Source organism: Virgibacillus doumboii (genome assembly GCF_902806455.1).
In the GTDB taxonomy this organism is placed as follows: domain Bacteria; phylum Bacillota; class Bacilli; order Bacillales; family Amphibacillaceae; genus Lentibacillus; species Lentibacillus doumboii.
This window is the reverse complement of the sequence record NZ_CADCWQ010000001.1, coordinates 2087967-2103708: the sequence shown is the minus strand read 5'-3', so window position 1 is coordinate 2103708 and position 15742 is coordinate 2087967. Positions and strand designations below refer to the sequence as shown.

The window sequence follows — 15742 nt, the reverse complement described above, 5'->3', positions numbered from 1 at the left end:
TTCAGCTCCTAAATAGAAAGGAATCGTATATGTATGCCGTTTTTACCGACGTTAAGTACATTTTTTATAATAGTTAGTGCAATTCTGGTAGCAGTCGGATGGAGATTTATCATCAAAGGAAACGCAAAAGCACATAAAAAGACAATGGTTTCCGCTGCTATCAGTGCCCTTATCTTTTTTATCATTTATGTTTCCCGTACTGCATTTATCGGAAACACCAGCTTTGGCGGGCCGGAGGATATTGAGATTTACTATACCATCTTTTTAATCTTTCATATTATCCTGGCTACAACCGGGGCAATTTTTGGTGTAGTTACCATTACTTTAGCGTTAAAGCGCAAAATAAAGATTCACAGAAAGCTTGGTCCAATTACAAGTGTGATCTGGTTTTTCAGTGCCATAACTGGAGTAATGGTGTACCTGTTTCTGTACATTATATATGATGGTGGAACGACAACAAGTATGATTAAAGCAATATTGGGTGGATAAAAAAGTGTGCGGACATTATATCCGCACACTTTATAATTTTGTACTCCATTTAATAATTCCAGCTTCTCTTGCCGAATTAAACGCAATCAGGAATAATGGCCCCAGAATAAACCCGAGTAATCCCAGCAATTTTACCCCAAGAAACATGGCAATCAGTGTTGCCAGTGGTGATAAGCCGATATGCTGCCCCATCACTTTCGGTTCGACCGTTCTTCGTATCGCAAGCAGAATAATTGCGAGTACAGCCAACTTAATCCCTAGTACAGTTTCACCTGCTATAAATGCAAACAGTGACCATGGTCCAAGAATAGCAATTGAACCTATAATCGGAATAAAGTCAATCAGCCAAATAATCAATGACATAATAATAGCTACATCCGGAGTGATTAAAAATAACCCCAATAGTGTAACCAGGAATATTATAATACTTACGAGAAATTGTGCTTTGAAAAATCCAAGAATGACGTCTGAAAGTCTTCTGTTCATGAAGGTTACTTTTTCTGCTGTTTCCTTCGTCATCAAATTATATAGTTTAGCTTTAAGTAAAGGCAATTCAAGCATAAATAAAAATAGTGCAATCAGGTAAACAAGGAAACTGATCAAATACTGTGGTATTTGAGCAAAGATTTGTGCAATCCGCTCGATTGTTATTTTTTCTTTTGCAGCATTACTCAGTGTTGTAAGCTGAGACTCAATAGCAGTTGTGACCTGATTGTAAAATTCTGATGGCAGGTTTTCTGTATATTTTTCAAAATTGGTTTCCCACCCCTCATAAATTTCGTTTAATTCCTGAAAATGTTCAGGAATATCTTCTACAAAATTTACGACTTGTGTAACTGCTTTTGTCACGACAAACGTTCCGGAAATTCCGACGAAAATCAGAAACAGAAGAAATACGATGATAACCGATGCTTTCCTGCTGATTTTCGCTTTTCGCTGTATTAACCTTACAAGCGGATTAAGAATTAACGCCGTAACAAGTGCTACTATTAACGGTACAGAGACGGGGAGTATAAAGTAAAGAACCAATATTAGAAAAATAGCCAGAAAGATAAGTGTCCATTGGCGTTTAGTTATAGATTGAAACAATTTAATTAGATGACCCCTTTCGTCCAAAGTTCAGAAAGCACGGAATTTTCACAATTCATTTTTGGCAAAATAAATTAAGCAGTAACAATCAGCTTCAAATTTCTGCCACAATGATAAATTGCTTTGCAATATGTACATATAAAATATAGCACTAAGATTAATCTTTTAACAGTTAAATTATGAAAAAAACCAACCGCTCATAAATACGGTCGAGCAGTTGGTTTTATAGTTGTTTTTTATTTTTTATAAATTTCGATTTCTTCTTTTACTTTAGCTACAAGGTTTTTAGCCCGTTCCACCAGATTTTCCGGGAAATTTTCTTCTTCTCCATACTCTACACCATGCGGATAATAATGTTTACCAAGGAGTGGCGTTAACAGTTTGATTACTGCGTTTCCACGATCTACATCACCCTCGACAGCATATCCCTGAATGCGAATATAATATGTAATATTTTTTTCTTTGGAATCAATTTTATAATCATATGTTACACGTTCATAATCCCATTGCCCTCCGCGAATAAAGGCATGTTTCCCCATAAGTCGATCTAAAGGCTTTACTTCTACGATAGAATCTTCAATTCCTGTACTTTCTAATTTCATCTTATCCACCTCTTATAATTGTCCTCATATAATTATAATAATAAAAAAAAGCTCAAGTTGCAATTAAAAAGGAATTTTATTTAACAATGAAAGAAATTTTAACTTTGGGGAAAAATAATGCATGACAATTTAATTATCCAAAGGAGGCTTAAAATGAGATCAGTACAAAATATTATGACTACTGATTTAGTATATTGTCGAAAAGAAGACACGTTGTATGAAGCTGCAACAAAAATGAAAGAAAGAAATGTTGGGGTTATCCCGGTATGTTCCGACAACCGTGATTTGCTGGGGGTAATCACTGATCGTGATTTAGTTTTAAGAGGGTATGCTAAGAAAAAGCCGGATACCACAACAGTACAGGAAGTAATGAGTGAACGGCTTCACTATGTTTCACCAGAAACTTCTGTAGAGGAGGCAGCCGATTTAATGGCTCAGGAGCAAATTCGCCGGTTACCAATTGTCGATAATGGAAAACTGGTTGGTATAGTCTCACTTGGAGATCTATCCAAAGAGGACAAATCCAATAGAGCGGCCGGTGATGCACTTGGTGAAATTTCCGAAAGACCGGAGCTTCATTAATGTAGTATAATAAAAACAACCGTATTGACTATAATACGGTTGTTTTATATTAAATAATAGAATGTAACAGGGTTCCTATACATATAGATGACTATAAGAGATTAAATAGAAGGGGAAGCGTTTATGCGATTAACACGAATTTTAGTACTGTTATGCTTAGTGATTATCGGCGGATATTTCTTTCTCGAGAAAAATAACTTTACACCTGGACATGCTATTGATGACTTCAGTAGAGTTTTTGAGGAGAAGAAAAATACGCTGGAGACGAAACAGGTGCCGGAAAAACGTACCACAGTTCCATTGGATGGGGATCTTTTTCAATGGGTAAACAAAACAGCAGATGATGTTACTGAAGCTTTTGGTGAACCTGTCCGAAAAGACAAGAGTGCTTACGGGTATGACTGGCTTGTTTATAAGAATAAGAATGAGCGGTACATTCAGTTTGGAATTATTGATAATACAGTTCAATCGATTTATGCGATTGGGAAAAATTTATCGTTGGAACCGGTTAAAATTGGACAGAATTATGAAGCGGTTAAAAATGAATTTTCATTTAAAAATGAAGTGACATATAATCAGGGATTTTCCTCATATACGTTTCGTCTCCGCGATGAAGAATTGCAAACAAGACCATTAGTTAAGTTAACTGATGACATATTTATGCAGTTATACTTTGATAACGTTACAAAGAAATTATCATCCATTCGTGTAGTATCTGCTGATATTCTGCTGCAGCACCGACCTTACGAAATGGAGTACCGTGGTGATTTGCCGAAACAACCGAATCTATCTGATAAACAATGGGCAAAAGTAGAAAATGGAATGGAACAACAAATTTTTGACATTACAAATGTTATGCGTACTTACTATGGGAAAGATCCGTTAGACTGGGATAAAACAGTGAGCGAAGTTGCGTATTTGCATAGTAAAGATATGGCCGAAAATAATTATTTCTCCCATTATGGATTGAATGGGAAGGGGCTGAAAGAACGGCTGGCTGCTAAAGAAGTATTCTATCGGGCAGCAGGGGAGAATATTGCTGCACAATATCCGGATGCACCATCGGCAATGCATGGGTGGTTAAATAGTGAAGGACATCGAAAGGCATTGCTGAAGGATGATTACACACACTTAGGGGTTGGGGTTTATCACTTTTATTACACACAAAACTTTTTAATAAAACAATAGATAGTCAAAACGCATATGCCGTTATGCGTTTTTTTATTTTCCTCGGGAAATGTATAGATTGTAAGTTAAGTAAATAACTGACAACCTTATCAGCCACGTCCAGTTCCGGCGCCCAGCGACTAGCGCAACTTCCCTCACCTCCGTACGATAAGTCAACATCGATTCACTGGTTAAAGGAAGGCCGACTAAAACCGGCCTTTGCGGCCAACTCACGGCTCCCCTGATGCAGGGTCATGTTTCCTTTATCTCCTTCGGCTCAGTCCAGTTCGTACGTCAATAACCGGGCGCCTCCACTTTTGGTTTTATTTCGCACAGTATTCTTTTGTACTACATAAATTAATTAGTAACAGATAACTATACCGAGGTGAAAAAAAGTGAGCAGTGATAAGCTTCATCCAAGTGTCAGGGAATTCAAGACGTTTATGAATAATCATCCATTGCTTATTGAAGAAGTGCGAAGAAGTGGAAAAGGCTGGCAGGAATACTATGAAAAATGGGCTTTGCTTGGTGAAGATGATCCGTTCTGGGATGAATATAAACGTGAAAGAAATGAAACATCCGGCGGGAAGTCAAAAGAGGGAAAGGCAGAATTGTTCAGTCAGTTAATGAAGCTTTCGGAAAACATTGATTTGGATAAAGTACAAAAACAGGTGCAACAGGTAAGTGGCACTATAACAACTATCCAGGAGCTGCTGGGACAATTTCAATCAACAAAAAAACCCCCGCAGCAGCAATTCAGAGAACCAAATCAACCATTTAACTGGTTTAGAGATTAGAGGTGATTCAATTGCAGGCATCTGTATATCAATACTTGCAACAAAACCCGAGATTGGCTAATTTTGTGCGATATAACCCGGAATGGTATCGGTATCTTTCAAGAAACCCCTATAGTTTATACGAAATGGAGAAAGAAGCTAAAAAATTTTATGGAAAAACAATCCCCCAGCAGGTTGAAAAAATAGGCAATCAGGTACAAATGGTTAATATGCTTGTTCAATTTGCCGGGGCAATGAAAGATTAGCAGGTAACCGTTTCTTTAAAGTAAAATAAATGATAAGATATAATTGGAGGTGAAACAATGATAGGTACTTTAGAGTATGCAGATATACTTGACCACTCTGAATTAGTCAGTGAAATGGTTTTAAAGTCAGATGTCATGGAGGCCTACAGAGATTCCCGCAAAACGCTTGAAGAGGATCAGGAAGCACAGGAGCTTATTAAAGCTTTTCAGGATATAAAGAGTCATTATGAAGATGTCCAACGATTCGGGAGATATCATCCTGATTATAATGACATTATGAAAAAGGTACGCTCCACAAAGCGTGAAATGGATATGAATGATAAAGTAGCGGCATTTAAGGTTGCTGAACGCAATTTGCAAAAAACGCTTGATGAGATAAGTGAGCAAATTGCATTAAGTGTCAGCGATGATATCAAAGCGCCAAAAGATGGAGCAGCCTTGTCTGATCATGGCTGTGGAAGTGGAGGAGCATGTGGCTGTAAAGCATCGTAAATTTATTGATTAACACGTCTCATTCTGCTACACTTAATTGCAAACATAAAGTTAGCGGGGATATTTGATGAGAACGAAACGTCAAGGTCTTATTGTTTGGTTTCAGCATATGAAAAACTTAAAGCAGATTAAACGATATGGACATCTTCTATATGCATCAAGGAAATTAAAGTACGCGGTAATCTACGTGGACCAGGAAGACCTGGAAGTAACCGAAACAAAATTACTGAAGCTTCCTTTTATATCAAAAGTAGATTATTCATATAAACCATTTATACGAACTGATTATCAAAATGCCATACCTGATGAGGCAAAACAGTACGACTATAAAATGGGCATATAAACCTTTGCGAACATACATAACGTAATTCGCAAAGGTTTTTTTGTTAAAAAGGGTGTCTACGTATAGATTGTTGTTTTTGACACAGCGCATTAACCGCGGCGTATGTTTTCCGCTGCGGGCTGTCGCTTTCACACCTCCGGGTACCAAGGCGACATCTGCTCAAAAAGTACGTTTTCACAGTGTCTTCTTAGCCGCGGGCAAGTGTCGAGCCTCTTCAGCTCGTACATTCCAGCTTCTGGTTTAAAACAGCTTTTTTATCTATCAGAATATATATATTGCTAAATTTTCTAGTCTTTTATAATAAGATCCAGCGGAGGAAATACGCTGAGACTCCTGTGGGAGGAAAGGCCTAGGTGAGTCCACTGAGTGCGTAAGCACGAAGGGGGCTCAACAGCCGCCCACGGAAAGCGAAGTGTATTTCCGCAGCGGTGTTATAGCACTCAATCTTCTTTTTCAAATTACGTCGCATTTTATATCTGCTACGCGGTTAGAAAGAAAATGAATTTACGAAAAGAACAATAAAAAAGAAAAAACCTGCAGACAATAGTTCTGCAGGTCCCTTTGTTTTCTTGTTAGAAAACAAAAAGGCAAAGGGAGAGGAGAAACCGGAAGAAGAACTTATGGGGAAGTGTAAGTCTTCTCCGTGTTTTGAAACAGCCAAGCAATTCTTAGCTGCTTCACTATGTTATTATGTACATGGTAAAAATTTATATACACTTCCTTTTATTTTTTTAGCAGAAATTATAAAATATAAGTGCTGTGTATTATCGGACTAACGAATATGTCCTGGTGAGGTGATTATTTGCGGGTAATTGCGGGAGTACATAAAGGAAGGAAATTGAAAGCAGTGCCTGGTAAAGCAACCAGACCTACTACAGATAAAGTAAAAGAAGCTGTATTTCAAACATTAGGACCTTTTTTTGATCAAGGACTATGTCTGGATTTGTTTGCCGGAAGTGGAGCCTTGGGAATCGAGGCTTTAAGCAGAGGAATGGAAAAAGGAATTTTTGTTGATAAACAACCTAAAGCCATACATACTATTAATGAGAATATTAGAGCACTAAATTTGGAAGAGAATGCTGAAATTTATCGCACGGAAGCATTCAGGGCGTTAAATGCTGTGGCCAAAAGAAACTTGCAATACGACTTAATTTTGCTTGATCCACCATATGGCAAGGTGAATTATGAAAAAATGTTGAATGAAATCGAAGAACATCAGCTATTGAAGGAAAATGGTATGATATACTGTGAACATGATTTATCAGAAAAGTTTTCCACCAATGAGTTTTCGATGGTAAAACAAGTCAATTATGGTGGAACAACAGGTATTACAATTTATAAGAAGAAGTAGAAGGGAGAGCTTGTCATTGAGCAAATTGGCAATTTGTCCGGGAAGTTTTGACCCGGTTACATATGGGCATCTTGATATCATCGAACGAGGTGCCAAAATTTTTAGTGAGGTTATCGTAGCGGTTTTTAATAATCAGTCAAAGGCACCATTATTTTCAGTTGATGAAAGAGTAGCGCTCCTTCAGGAAACGACAAAACATTTACATAATGTAACAGTTGATACGAGTAATGGACTGCTTATTGATTATGCCAAACAGCATAAGGCTGATGCAATACTCCGCGGTTTGCGTGCTGTCAGTGATTTTGAGTATGAGATGCAGATTACATCAATGAACAGAAAACTGGACGAAAATATCGAAACGTTCTTTATGATGACAAATAATCAATACTCATTTTTGAGTTCAAGCATTGTGAAGGAAGTAGCCAAATATAAAGCAGATGTTACAGATCTGGTACCTGAACCGGTCGCTGAAGCACTGCAGAAAAAGTATAAATAGTCTTAAAAGATGTTGATCAGCAGAAATGATTCAACATCTTTTTATATTTTTCTCCATCTCCTTAGCAAAATAATTGCAGCAATCAGTAAAAAGGCAATGGTTATTACAGGTCCGATATCTTTTAAATGATACAATGTCGCGACCCATGGATTTTCATGTATATTATTGGAAACAGGCACACCATTAAAGTCAAATGAAGTCCGGTTTAAATACAGTTTCTCATATAAGACAAAAGTCAGTATCCCGGCAAATGTACCATGAAGGATACGTGCAAAGAAATATGGAGCGAAGCGGATATCTGTAGGTGCTATAATACTTGCAACTTGAGCCTGAATGGAAAATCCGTTAAAGCCTAAGATAAAACTGACGGCAATCATTTTTGCCAGCAAGCTGCTTGTTTCAATCTGAGATATTTCTCTTGCACCAAGTGTTATTTCAAACAATCCGGAGAACATAGGCAAAGCAAGTTCAATCGGCAATGAAAGAATCTGCAGGATAACTTGAAATAAAACAGCGATTATGGAGGATACACCTATTATATATAATAATTTGGTTAGAACAGAAAAAAGGATAATAAATCCGCCAACCATAACCAGCGTTTGAATTGAATTCAACACGGCATCTCCAACAATTTTACCGAAAGGACGGGGATCATTCATTCTGGTACGGTGCATTTCCTTAAATGCCAGTATAATTGAAGGCTTTTGTTTCTTTGTTTTATCAATATTCTTTTCTTTTCTTCGGCCGTGAAACCGCATGCAAATACCAACCAGTGCATTGCCAATATAGTGTGAAGCTGCCAAGAGTACACCTAGTTTAACATCATAGAAAAAACCAACCGACACAGCACCAAATATAAAAAGCGGACTTGAAGCATTTGTAAAGGAAACAAGCCGTTCAGCCTCAATCTGTGATAGTTGATCCTCTTCCCGTAATCGTGTTGATATTTTTGCTCCAGTAGGATAACCGCTTGCCATTCCCATGGCCCATGCGAAACTTCCTACGCCGGGAACATTAAACAACGGGCGCATAATCGGTTCAAATAGAATGCCAATAAATTTGACCACACCAAAGCCAATTAACAGTTCCGCTGTAATGAAAAAAGGTAGTAATGAAGGAAACACAATTTCCCACCACATATTCAATCCGCGGATACTGGCTTCAAGTGATTGGTCCGGATACTTTATCAGGCAAAAAGCAATAAAGACTGTAATTCCTGATAGCATTATTGTTTTGACTTTTTGTATCAACATAAAGCCTCCTAAAGTATGAGCTAACTCTGTACTTCTTTTTTTGATAGTAGTAGAATGATGCTAGCTTGTTATATAAATTTGTCAAAATCATATTATGCAAATTTTGTACAAGTCTATATCAATATACGCACATACATCATGTTTTTATGCCATACACTTTTAGGACTTTACTAAAAAGTAATTGCATCATGAACGTTTGGAAGGGGAATTCCGGTGAAATTTACGAAAAAACATATAATTTATTTAATAATTGTGATTGCAGCAGCATTTTTTCTTTCAGCATATCAGCTTCCATACTACATATATAAACCAGGTGGTGCTGACGCGCTTAACCCAATGGTAGAAGTGGAAGGCGGCTATCAAAGCGAAGGGGATATGCATCTGGTTACAGTACGCGGTGGACAGGCAACCCCAATTCAATATGCATGGGCAAAAATTTTGCCGCATCAGGAAGTAATGCCACTGAGGCAGGTTCGGCCGGAAGGTGTATCAGAGGATGAGTATTTTCATGCACAGCTTCGGATGATGGAGAGTTCACAGGAAGCTTCAAAAGTAGTTGCCTATCAAGCAGCAAACGAAGATATTACAATAAGTTATGAAGGGGTCTATGTTGTTTCTGTTGTTGAAGGAATGCCGGCAGACGGAAAGTTAAAGTCAGGTGATCGGATTACTGGGATTGATGGAAATGAAATTAAGCAATCAGATGATTTAATCAGCTATGTGGAAAATAAAGAGGCAGGGGATATGATAACGTTAGAGGTTATGCGTGACGATCAAAAACTTTCAAAGGAAATAAAGCTTGAGAAATTTGAAGAACTGGATAATAAAATTGGTATTGGGATCAGATTAGTTACTGATCGCAGTGTAACTGTTGATCCGAAAGTAAATTTTTCAAGTGGAAGTATTGGCGGACCTAGTGCCGGGCTGATGTTCTCACTGGAAATTTATGATCAATTGACTAAAAAGGATTTAACGAAAGGCTATCAGATTGCCGGAACCGGTGAAGTGGATTATAACGGAAATGTCCTGCGAATTGGTGGAATCGATAAAAAAGTGATTGCCGCTGATGAGGAGGGTTGTGATATCTTCTTCGCTCCCAACGAGGATGGCGCAAAAGATTCAAATTATCAAGTGGCAAAACAAACAGCTGAGGAAATTGGTACAGATATGAAAGTTGTGCCTGTTGAAACCTTTAAAGATGCGCTTAACTACCTGCAGGAACTCGAATGATTTATGGAGAAACGATGCTCTGTTTTCGCAGGCGAAAGTGCACAATGAGAGTTAGTCCGCCGCTGCGGAAATACACTTCGCTTTCACGCCTCCGGGTACCAAGGCGACATCTGCTCAAAAAGTGAGTTTTCGCAGTGTCTTCTTAGCCGTGGGCGGCTGATGAGCCTCTCCGTGTTGTCACACTACGAGGCTCACCAGCTGCCCGCGGAAAGCGAGTATGTTCCAGCTGCGGCGTCAAAGAGCCTTATTAAATAATTCAAATCAGATCAGATTTAGTTCACAGTTTATGTCAACTGCGATGGAAAAGGAGCAACATAATTTACGAAAAAGTTAAAGATATACAATACTATCCTTATTACTATAAAAAAACTGCAATATGGATACAACGTCCATATTGCAGTTTTTTTACTTCATGATAATCGGTGGCTGGAGTTCCTGTCTGTGAAATTGATTTCTCTTATTTGGCGGCAGGATACTGAAATAGGCGTTAGTGGCCTTTTCCTCTATTGATAGCATTTGGTTCATCCCCCTGCCCAGGCTCGAAATAAGTGGAACATCCATCTTCTTTTTTCTGTAATTCAAGTAGGATTGTCCTTTTTCAGTCATTCCTAACAGCCTTACGTAAGGAACAGATGGTAATTCTTTGGCATATTCCATGTCATCCTTGGTTGTATTTGTCAAAATATGTACGAAAATCCGCTGCAGTCTTGTCCACGTATATCGTTTTGTTTTGATTTTGTCTACCCATTCGGCAAAGGATGTGACATCGTGTGCGGTTTTTTTAATACGGTATTCAAGTCCTTCGTCAACCCCATGAATACAAGCGATTTCTTCGGGCGACATTGTCATGACACGGTAATGAATCAGGTTGAAGTAGTATTCCCATGTGTGCCAGGTAGTTGATTTATCTTTATATTGGTTAAGTTGTATAATCGTTTCTTCCGGCAATGTATTTGCTGTATCAACAGAGATTTTTCCGTCCGTAAACAACTCTTTTCTTATACTTGTTGCGCTTGCAATATCACCGGCCATAACCTGATCATGATAACCACTTTTTGTTCGTGTGATTGTTAAGGGTTCAATTGATAACTGATTTTCCAATATTGCTTTAACATAGCTGAATCCAAGAATATTATTCGGCTTTGATAAATCGATTCCAGTCGCTGTTAAGCCAATTTCCTCATAGGCTGCTCTGCTTGCTTCGGGAAACGAACTTCCTTCGTCCAAATGTGATTTAAGTGATTCCTTATAGCCTTTTTCTTTTTCCTTATATATTTCATACCCATTGGTGAAATATGAAATTTCTCCGGATTCACTGCCAAAACAAATGCTGGACACGCCAATTTCATTTAATGTATGAACAGATCCTTTGGCAAATAAGTTACTGCTTTGTACCGCATACAAATATGGCAGTTCCAATACAATATCTACTCCGGCTGATAATGCAGCCTTAGTACGGTGAAACTTATCAATAATTGCAGGCTCCCCACGCTGTAAGAAAGATCCGCTCATTACAGCAACCATACAATCTGCACCGGATTTTTTTTTAGCTTTCTGTACATGGTATAGATGACCATTATGAAATGGATTATATTCAACAATTAAACCACAAGCTTGCATACGTCCAACTCCCAGGTTTTTGATGGTATTTATTGTACCAAAAAATGGATGGTCCTGCATTGTTTGTTCTACACGATTACCGATGCATAGAAAGGGCATACTGGTATTAAAATCCAACAATGGATAATATTAATCCTGTAAAGAAAATATGTTGACAAAAGTTCATTTTCCTTTTAAAATAACTCTTGTTGCCTTGAGGTGATAATAATGAAATTTACATTAGGTGAAATTAGGAAAAATACCCATAATGGAACATTTACTTTTGATGACAGAGTAGATGTATCTGAACTCGAAATTATGAATAATGATATTCGGGAAATTAACTCTGTTCATGTCCAGGGTAACGCGTTCGAACAAGGAAACGAATTTATTTTTTCATTTACCATTAGTGGAAAAATGATCTTACCATGTGCCCGGACTTTGGTTGATGTACCATATGCCTTTGAAATAAAGGCAACTGAGGTATTTTCTGAGTCAGCCTACTATGATGAAGAAGCAGATGACGAAATTCATCAAATTGATGGGGAAGTACTTGACTTAACCCCATATATCAAGGAAAATATTCTTTTAGAGACACCTTATCGGGTGTTTTCAGATGATGATGCAAATCGCCTTGCTCCTTCTGAAGGAGAAGGATGGGAATTTATTTCAGAAGAAAAATCAGAAAAAAAGATTGATCCACGTTTACAAAAACTGGAATCATTACTTGAAGATAATGAGAACGGGAAAGATGAATAGTAATTCTGGTTTGCTCTCATAATTGAAGGAGGTGTAAGTCATGGCAGTACCAAAGAGAAGAACTTCCAAAAAAGTTAAAAATCAACGTCGTACGCATAAGAAACTGCACGTACCTGGCATGGTTGAATGTTCAAATTGTGGTGAACTGACTAAGCCGCATCGTGTATGTAAATCGTGTGGTCATTATGATGGAAAAGAAGTAGTTAACAAGTAAATTGTAATAATAACCTGATAATAACAGATCACTATATAAACAGTGGTCTGTTTTTATATGTTCGGAATTAATATATGCTAGTATTAGTATAGAATAGTAAATTATTGAGGAGATCTTATGACGAACACAATTCAATATACTAAAAATGAAAGTAGTTACGGTGTAATTCAACTTAATCGTCCCGAAAAACGAAATGCAATATCAATGGAAATGGCGATGGAATTAAAAAAGACGTTGGAAACTGCCAAGAAAGATTCCATTAAGTTTCTTGTCATAACCGGAGCGGGTGACAGGATGTTTTGTGCAGGTGGTGACCTGCAGAATCTGCACGGCGATTTAAGTACAGATGAAGCATTTTCGAATCTCTACCCAATGAAGGAAGTTCTCTATGAAATTGCTTCATTTCCGGTTCCGACCGTTTGTTTGTTAAATGGCGATGCATTGGGCGGGGGATGCGAAATTGCAACCGCGTGCGACTTCAGGATAGGCAGGGAAAATACAAAATTCGGCTTTGTTCAAACAAAGCTTGGAATAACACCTGGCTGGGGTGGCGGAGCGCTTTTATATGAGAAAGTTCATCCAACCTTTGCTTACCAGTGGCTTGTGGAAGGAGAAGTATATGAAGCCTCCTATCTGCAAAGTAAGGGTTGGCTTCAAAAGGTAGCAGACGAAGCGTTATGGGACAATCGTGAACATCTGCTGAAACCGTTTATAGCAAAATCATTAGAGCAAATGAAAATATTAAAAATGCAATATAAGAAAAAACTATCGATGCTGGGTATCTCTGCATTAATGGATGAAGAAGTCCGAAACTGTGCAACATTATGGGATTCACAGGAACATAAGGATGCCGTTGAACAATTTTTTCAGCAAAAGTAATAATTAATGTTAACAAAAATAGTAAAGATTTATTCTATCACTCCTACTTTTTGCATACATTGATAGCAAATAAGTAAGGAGGGATGTTATGAATGCAACACGCCAGGATGCATGGACAGATGATGAAGATATAATATTGGCAGAAACAGTACTTCGCTATATTAGAGAAGGCAAAACACAGCTTGAAGCGTTTAAGGAGGTAGCCGAACGACTGTCACGTACTTCGGCAGCATGTGGATTCAGGTGGAATGCCTCCATCCGTAAACGGTATCAGGAAGCTATTGATTTTGCCAAAGAAGAACGTAAACAGGGAGGAAGGCGTAACGTACAGAATTATACCGAATCCCAAAACATGGATGAGAATGATCCGATAGATACTGCCATTTTATTGCTGGAGAGAATGCGAACTAATTTTTCAAGTGAAAATCAATTATCCCAAAAAGAGCAGGAAAAAGTAGTTGATCTTTTGCAGAAGGAAAATCAGGAATTAAAGGCACAGCTCAAACGGTATGAAGATGCCTGGGATGAAATGGGGAATTTGTGGAGCTGGGTTAAAGAAAATAAGTAATTTAAAAAGACATGAATGTTGCAAAAGCCATTCATGTCTTTATTTGTGCTATTTTATACTATACATCTTTTTCTTGTACACCTTCAGGCATCCAGATGAGCGGGTTTTCACCAAGGTCTCTTTCCATATCATATTTTGCTTTTTGAAAGCCCATCTTTTCCCAAAAATCGTGTGAGTTAATCCGTGGATTTGTTTTAATTGGCAAATTATAGCCCTTTGCAAAATCCACCAAAGCTTTACCATAGTTCTTTCCACGATAATCCGGCAACACTTCAAGTTTCCACAGTTCCAGATAGTCCTGTGTTGGCTCAAAATAAGCATCATATTTTGCCGTTACCTTGTAAAGACTCATCCGGGCAATAAGGTTATTTCCAATATAAATCCCGTAAAATGGTGATTCACTGTTATTTTCAACTATGTTGCTTTGCAGGTCTTCCAGCATGGACAGTTCCTGATTTCCATATTCTTTAAAACGCTTAAATTTTTCCAACGTTTTATAATTGATTAAGAGCTTCTCAACTTTAATTTGGTTCATCGTTATTTCCCCCTTAAAATCAGAAGTATTTGGTTTTTCTATATATTTTATTATAGTATAAAAAAATACAGAAAGAAATGAAGAAGGGGGAGAATCTTTGATTTCCTCAAAAAATAGCATTCATTCTGCTACAATTGGTTAAGAGAGGTAACGATGGAAAGGCGAGGTGAAATATGAAACTTGGAATAATAGGTGGAGGATCTGTAGGTCTGTTATTAGGAGGTTTTTTGGCAAAAAATCACCAGGTTACTGTATATGTTAAAAGAGGGGGGCAAAAGCAGCTTCTAAATAAGCATGGAATTTGGTTGGTAAACGCAACTGAACCTGTACCAGTGAGGTCACTCCTCCTGGATGAGATGAGGAATGAAGAATGTTTTATCGTATGTGTGAAACAGCCGCATATTTCGCGGGTTATTCCGGCTATAAATAAAACAAATATGAATACTCCGGTTATTTTTCTGCAAAACGGCATGGAGCATATCAAGCTATTGGAAAAGGTGAGTCAACCTGCAATCGTAGGAGTAGTGGAGCATGGCGCAATTCGGAAAAACGATTATTCGGTCGCACATAGAGGGAGAGGTAACATAAAATTAGCAGTATTCAAAGGGGAAAGAAGTACGCTTGATTCTATTGAAAGACAATTGCATCAGCCCGACTTTCCAATCGAATCATTTCATGACTGGGAATTGCTGCTCCATGAAAAATTGATTGTCAATGCTGTTATTAACCCTATAAGTGCGTTGTTTGACATAACAAATGGTGGGATTCTTAAAAATGTACATATACAAAAATTGGCGCGCGAAATATGCTGTGAAGTTTCATTTGTTCTGAACCTGGATTTCAATGAGCAATGGAACCGTGTTCAAACTATTGCAGAACAAACAGGGAACAATGTGTCATCGATGCTTAAAGATATCCGGGAAAATAATGAAACTGAAATTGAGGCAATTTGCGGATACTTAATTAAACGAAGTAAACAGCCCATCCCATATACGTCTTTCATTTATCAGAGTATAAAGGCTTTGGAGGAGAAAAAGGAGAAAATTAAATAG

At 37.8% G+C, this 15742-nt stretch carries 20 protein-coding genes; 15 read left to right on the top strand and 5 right to left on the bottom strand.

All coding sequences use genetic code 11. From position 1 onward, the window contains the following. The first annotated feature begins 33 nt into the window (after window positions 1-33). Window positions 34-489, top strand: a complete 456-nt coding sequence (locus tag G6R02_RS10225; protein ID WP_164669125.1) for a DUF420 domain-containing protein — start codon at window positions 34-36, stop codon at window positions 487-489. 30 nt (window positions 490-519) lie between these two features. Here G6R02_RS10225 and ytvI read toward each other — a convergent pair whose 3' ends face one another. Together ytvI and G6R02_RS10215 are read right to left on the bottom strand one after the other, a co-directional pair. Beyond that, a complete protein-coding gene (ytvI, locus tag G6R02_RS10220) occupies window positions 520-1578 on the bottom strand; it encodes a sporulation integral membrane protein YtvI (protein ID WP_164669124.1) in 1059 nt (352 codons plus the stop codon). Between the two features lie 236 nt (window positions 1579-1814). Next, on the bottom strand, window positions 1815-2180 hold the full coding sequence (locus G6R02_RS10215) for a YugN family protein (protein WP_164669122.1): 366 nt from the start codon (window positions 2178-2180) through the stop codon (window positions 1815-1817). Window positions 2181-2333: 153 nt separating this feature from the next. Between G6R02_RS10215 and G6R02_RS10210 the strand changes: the two genes are divergently transcribed. From G6R02_RS10210 to coaD, 8 genes are all read left to right on the top strand, one after another. Further along, window positions 2334-2762, top strand: coding sequence for a CBS domain-containing protein (locus G6R02_RS10210; protein ID WP_164669120.1), 429 nt, complete (start codon window positions 2334-2336; stop codon window positions 2760-2762). Window positions 2763-2885: 123 nt separating this feature from the next. Continuing rightward, entirely contained in the window at window positions 2886-3950 is a 1065-nt protein-coding gene (locus G6R02_RS10205; protein WP_164669118.1) for a CAP domain-containing protein, read from the top strand. Between the two features lie 374 nt (window positions 3951-4324). Next, window positions 4325-4726 (top strand): YlbD family protein, encoded by a 402-nt coding sequence (gene ylbD, locus G6R02_RS10200; protein WP_246202542.1) that lies wholly within the window; start codon window positions 4325-4327, stop codon window positions 4724-4726. A gap of 11 nt (window positions 4727-4737) precedes the next feature. Next, window positions 4738-4971 carry a YlbE-like family protein gene (locus tag G6R02_RS10195; protein ID WP_164669117.1) on the top strand — a complete coding sequence of 78 codons (234 nt, stop codon included), beginning with the start codon at window positions 4738-4740 and terminating at the stop codon, window positions 4969-4971. Between the two features lie 57 nt (window positions 4972-5028). After that, complete coding sequence (locus tag G6R02_RS10190; protein WP_164669116.1) at window positions 5029-5463, top strand: YlbF/YmcA family competence regulator; 435 nt, start codon at window positions 5029-5031, stop codon at window positions 5461-5463. A 67-nt stretch (window positions 5464-5530) separates the two neighbouring features. Continuing rightward, window positions 5531-5806: a YlbG family protein gene (locus G6R02_RS10185; protein WP_164669115.1), complete on the top strand. Its 276-nt coding sequence runs from the start codon at window positions 5531-5533 to the stop codon at window positions 5804-5806. A gap of 802 nt (window positions 5807-6608) precedes the next feature. Then, entirely contained in the window at window positions 6609-7157 is a 549-nt protein-coding gene (rsmD, locus tag G6R02_RS10180) for a 16S rRNA (guanine(966)-N(2))-methyltransferase RsmD (protein WP_164669114.1), read from the top strand. A 16-nt stretch (window positions 7158-7173) separates the two neighbouring features. Continuing rightward, window positions 7174-7653 (top strand): pantetheine-phosphate adenylyltransferase, encoded by a 480-nt coding sequence (coaD, locus tag G6R02_RS10175; protein ID WP_164669113.1) that lies wholly within the window; start codon window positions 7174-7176, stop codon window positions 7651-7653. Between the two features lie 41 nt (window positions 7654-7694). On the opposite strand, the gene ylbJ is transcribed toward coaD, so the two are convergent. After that, window positions 7695-8903 (bottom strand): sporulation integral membrane protein YlbJ, encoded by a 1209-nt coding sequence (gene ylbJ, locus G6R02_RS10170; protein ID WP_246202541.1) that lies wholly within the window; start codon window positions 8901-8903, stop codon window positions 7695-7697. A 216-nt stretch (window positions 8904-9119) separates the two neighbouring features. On the opposite strand from ylbJ, the gene G6R02_RS10165 reads away from it, so the two are divergent. Next, window positions 9120-10136 carry a SepM family pheromone-processing serine protease gene (locus G6R02_RS10165; RefSeq protein WP_164669111.1) on the top strand — a complete coding sequence of 339 codons (1017 nt, stop codon included), beginning with the start codon at window positions 9120-9122 and terminating at the stop codon, window positions 10134-10136. Window positions 10137-10541: 405 nt separating this feature from the next. On the opposite strand, the gene G6R02_RS10160 is transcribed toward G6R02_RS10165, so the two are convergent. Then, window positions 10542-11876 carry a nucleotidyltransferase gene (locus G6R02_RS10160; protein WP_343032909.1) on the bottom strand — a complete coding sequence of 445 codons (1335 nt, stop codon included), beginning with the start codon at window positions 11874-11876 and terminating at the stop codon, window positions 10542-10544. Between the two features lie 87 nt (window positions 11877-11963). Here G6R02_RS10160 and G6R02_RS10155 point away from each other — a divergent pair, with 87 nt between their 5' ends. The 4 genes from G6R02_RS10155 (at window position 11964) to G6R02_RS10140 (ending at window position 14155) form a co-directional block, all read left to right on the top strand. After that, a complete protein-coding gene (locus G6R02_RS10155; protein ID WP_164669110.1) occupies window positions 11964-12494 on the top strand; it encodes a YceD family protein in 531 nt (176 codons plus the stop codon). Between the two features lie 40 nt (window positions 12495-12534). Beyond that, window positions 12535-12708 carry a 50S ribosomal protein L32 gene (rpmF, locus tag G6R02_RS10150; RefSeq protein WP_164669109.1) on the top strand — a complete coding sequence of 58 codons (174 nt, stop codon included), beginning with the start codon at window positions 12535-12537 and terminating at the stop codon, window positions 12706-12708. A 117-nt stretch (window positions 12709-12825) separates the two neighbouring features. Beyond that, on the top strand, window positions 12826-13587 hold the full coding sequence (locus tag G6R02_RS10145; protein WP_164669108.1) for an enoyl-CoA hydratase/isomerase family protein: 762 nt from the start codon (window positions 12826-12828) through the stop codon (window positions 13585-13587). Between the two features lie 88 nt (window positions 13588-13675). Further along, window positions 13676-14155 carry an RsfA family transcriptional regulator gene (locus tag G6R02_RS10140; RefSeq protein WP_164669107.1) on the top strand — a complete coding sequence of 160 codons (480 nt, stop codon included), beginning with the start codon at window positions 13676-13678 and terminating at the stop codon, window positions 14153-14155. A 58-nt stretch (window positions 14156-14213) separates the two neighbouring features. Here G6R02_RS10140 and G6R02_RS10135 read toward each other — a convergent pair whose 3' ends face one another. Continuing rightward, window positions 14214-14690, bottom strand: coding sequence for an N-acetyltransferase (locus G6R02_RS10135; protein ID WP_164669106.1), 477 nt, complete (start codon window positions 14688-14690; stop codon window positions 14214-14216). A gap of 173 nt (window positions 14691-14863) precedes the next feature. Here G6R02_RS10135 and G6R02_RS10130 point away from each other — a divergent pair, with 173 nt between their 5' ends. Next, window positions 14864-15742 carry a 2-dehydropantoate 2-reductase gene (locus G6R02_RS10130; RefSeq protein ID WP_164669105.1) on the top strand — a complete coding sequence of 293 codons (879 nt, stop codon included), beginning with the start codon at window positions 14864-14866 and terminating at the stop codon, window positions 15740-15742.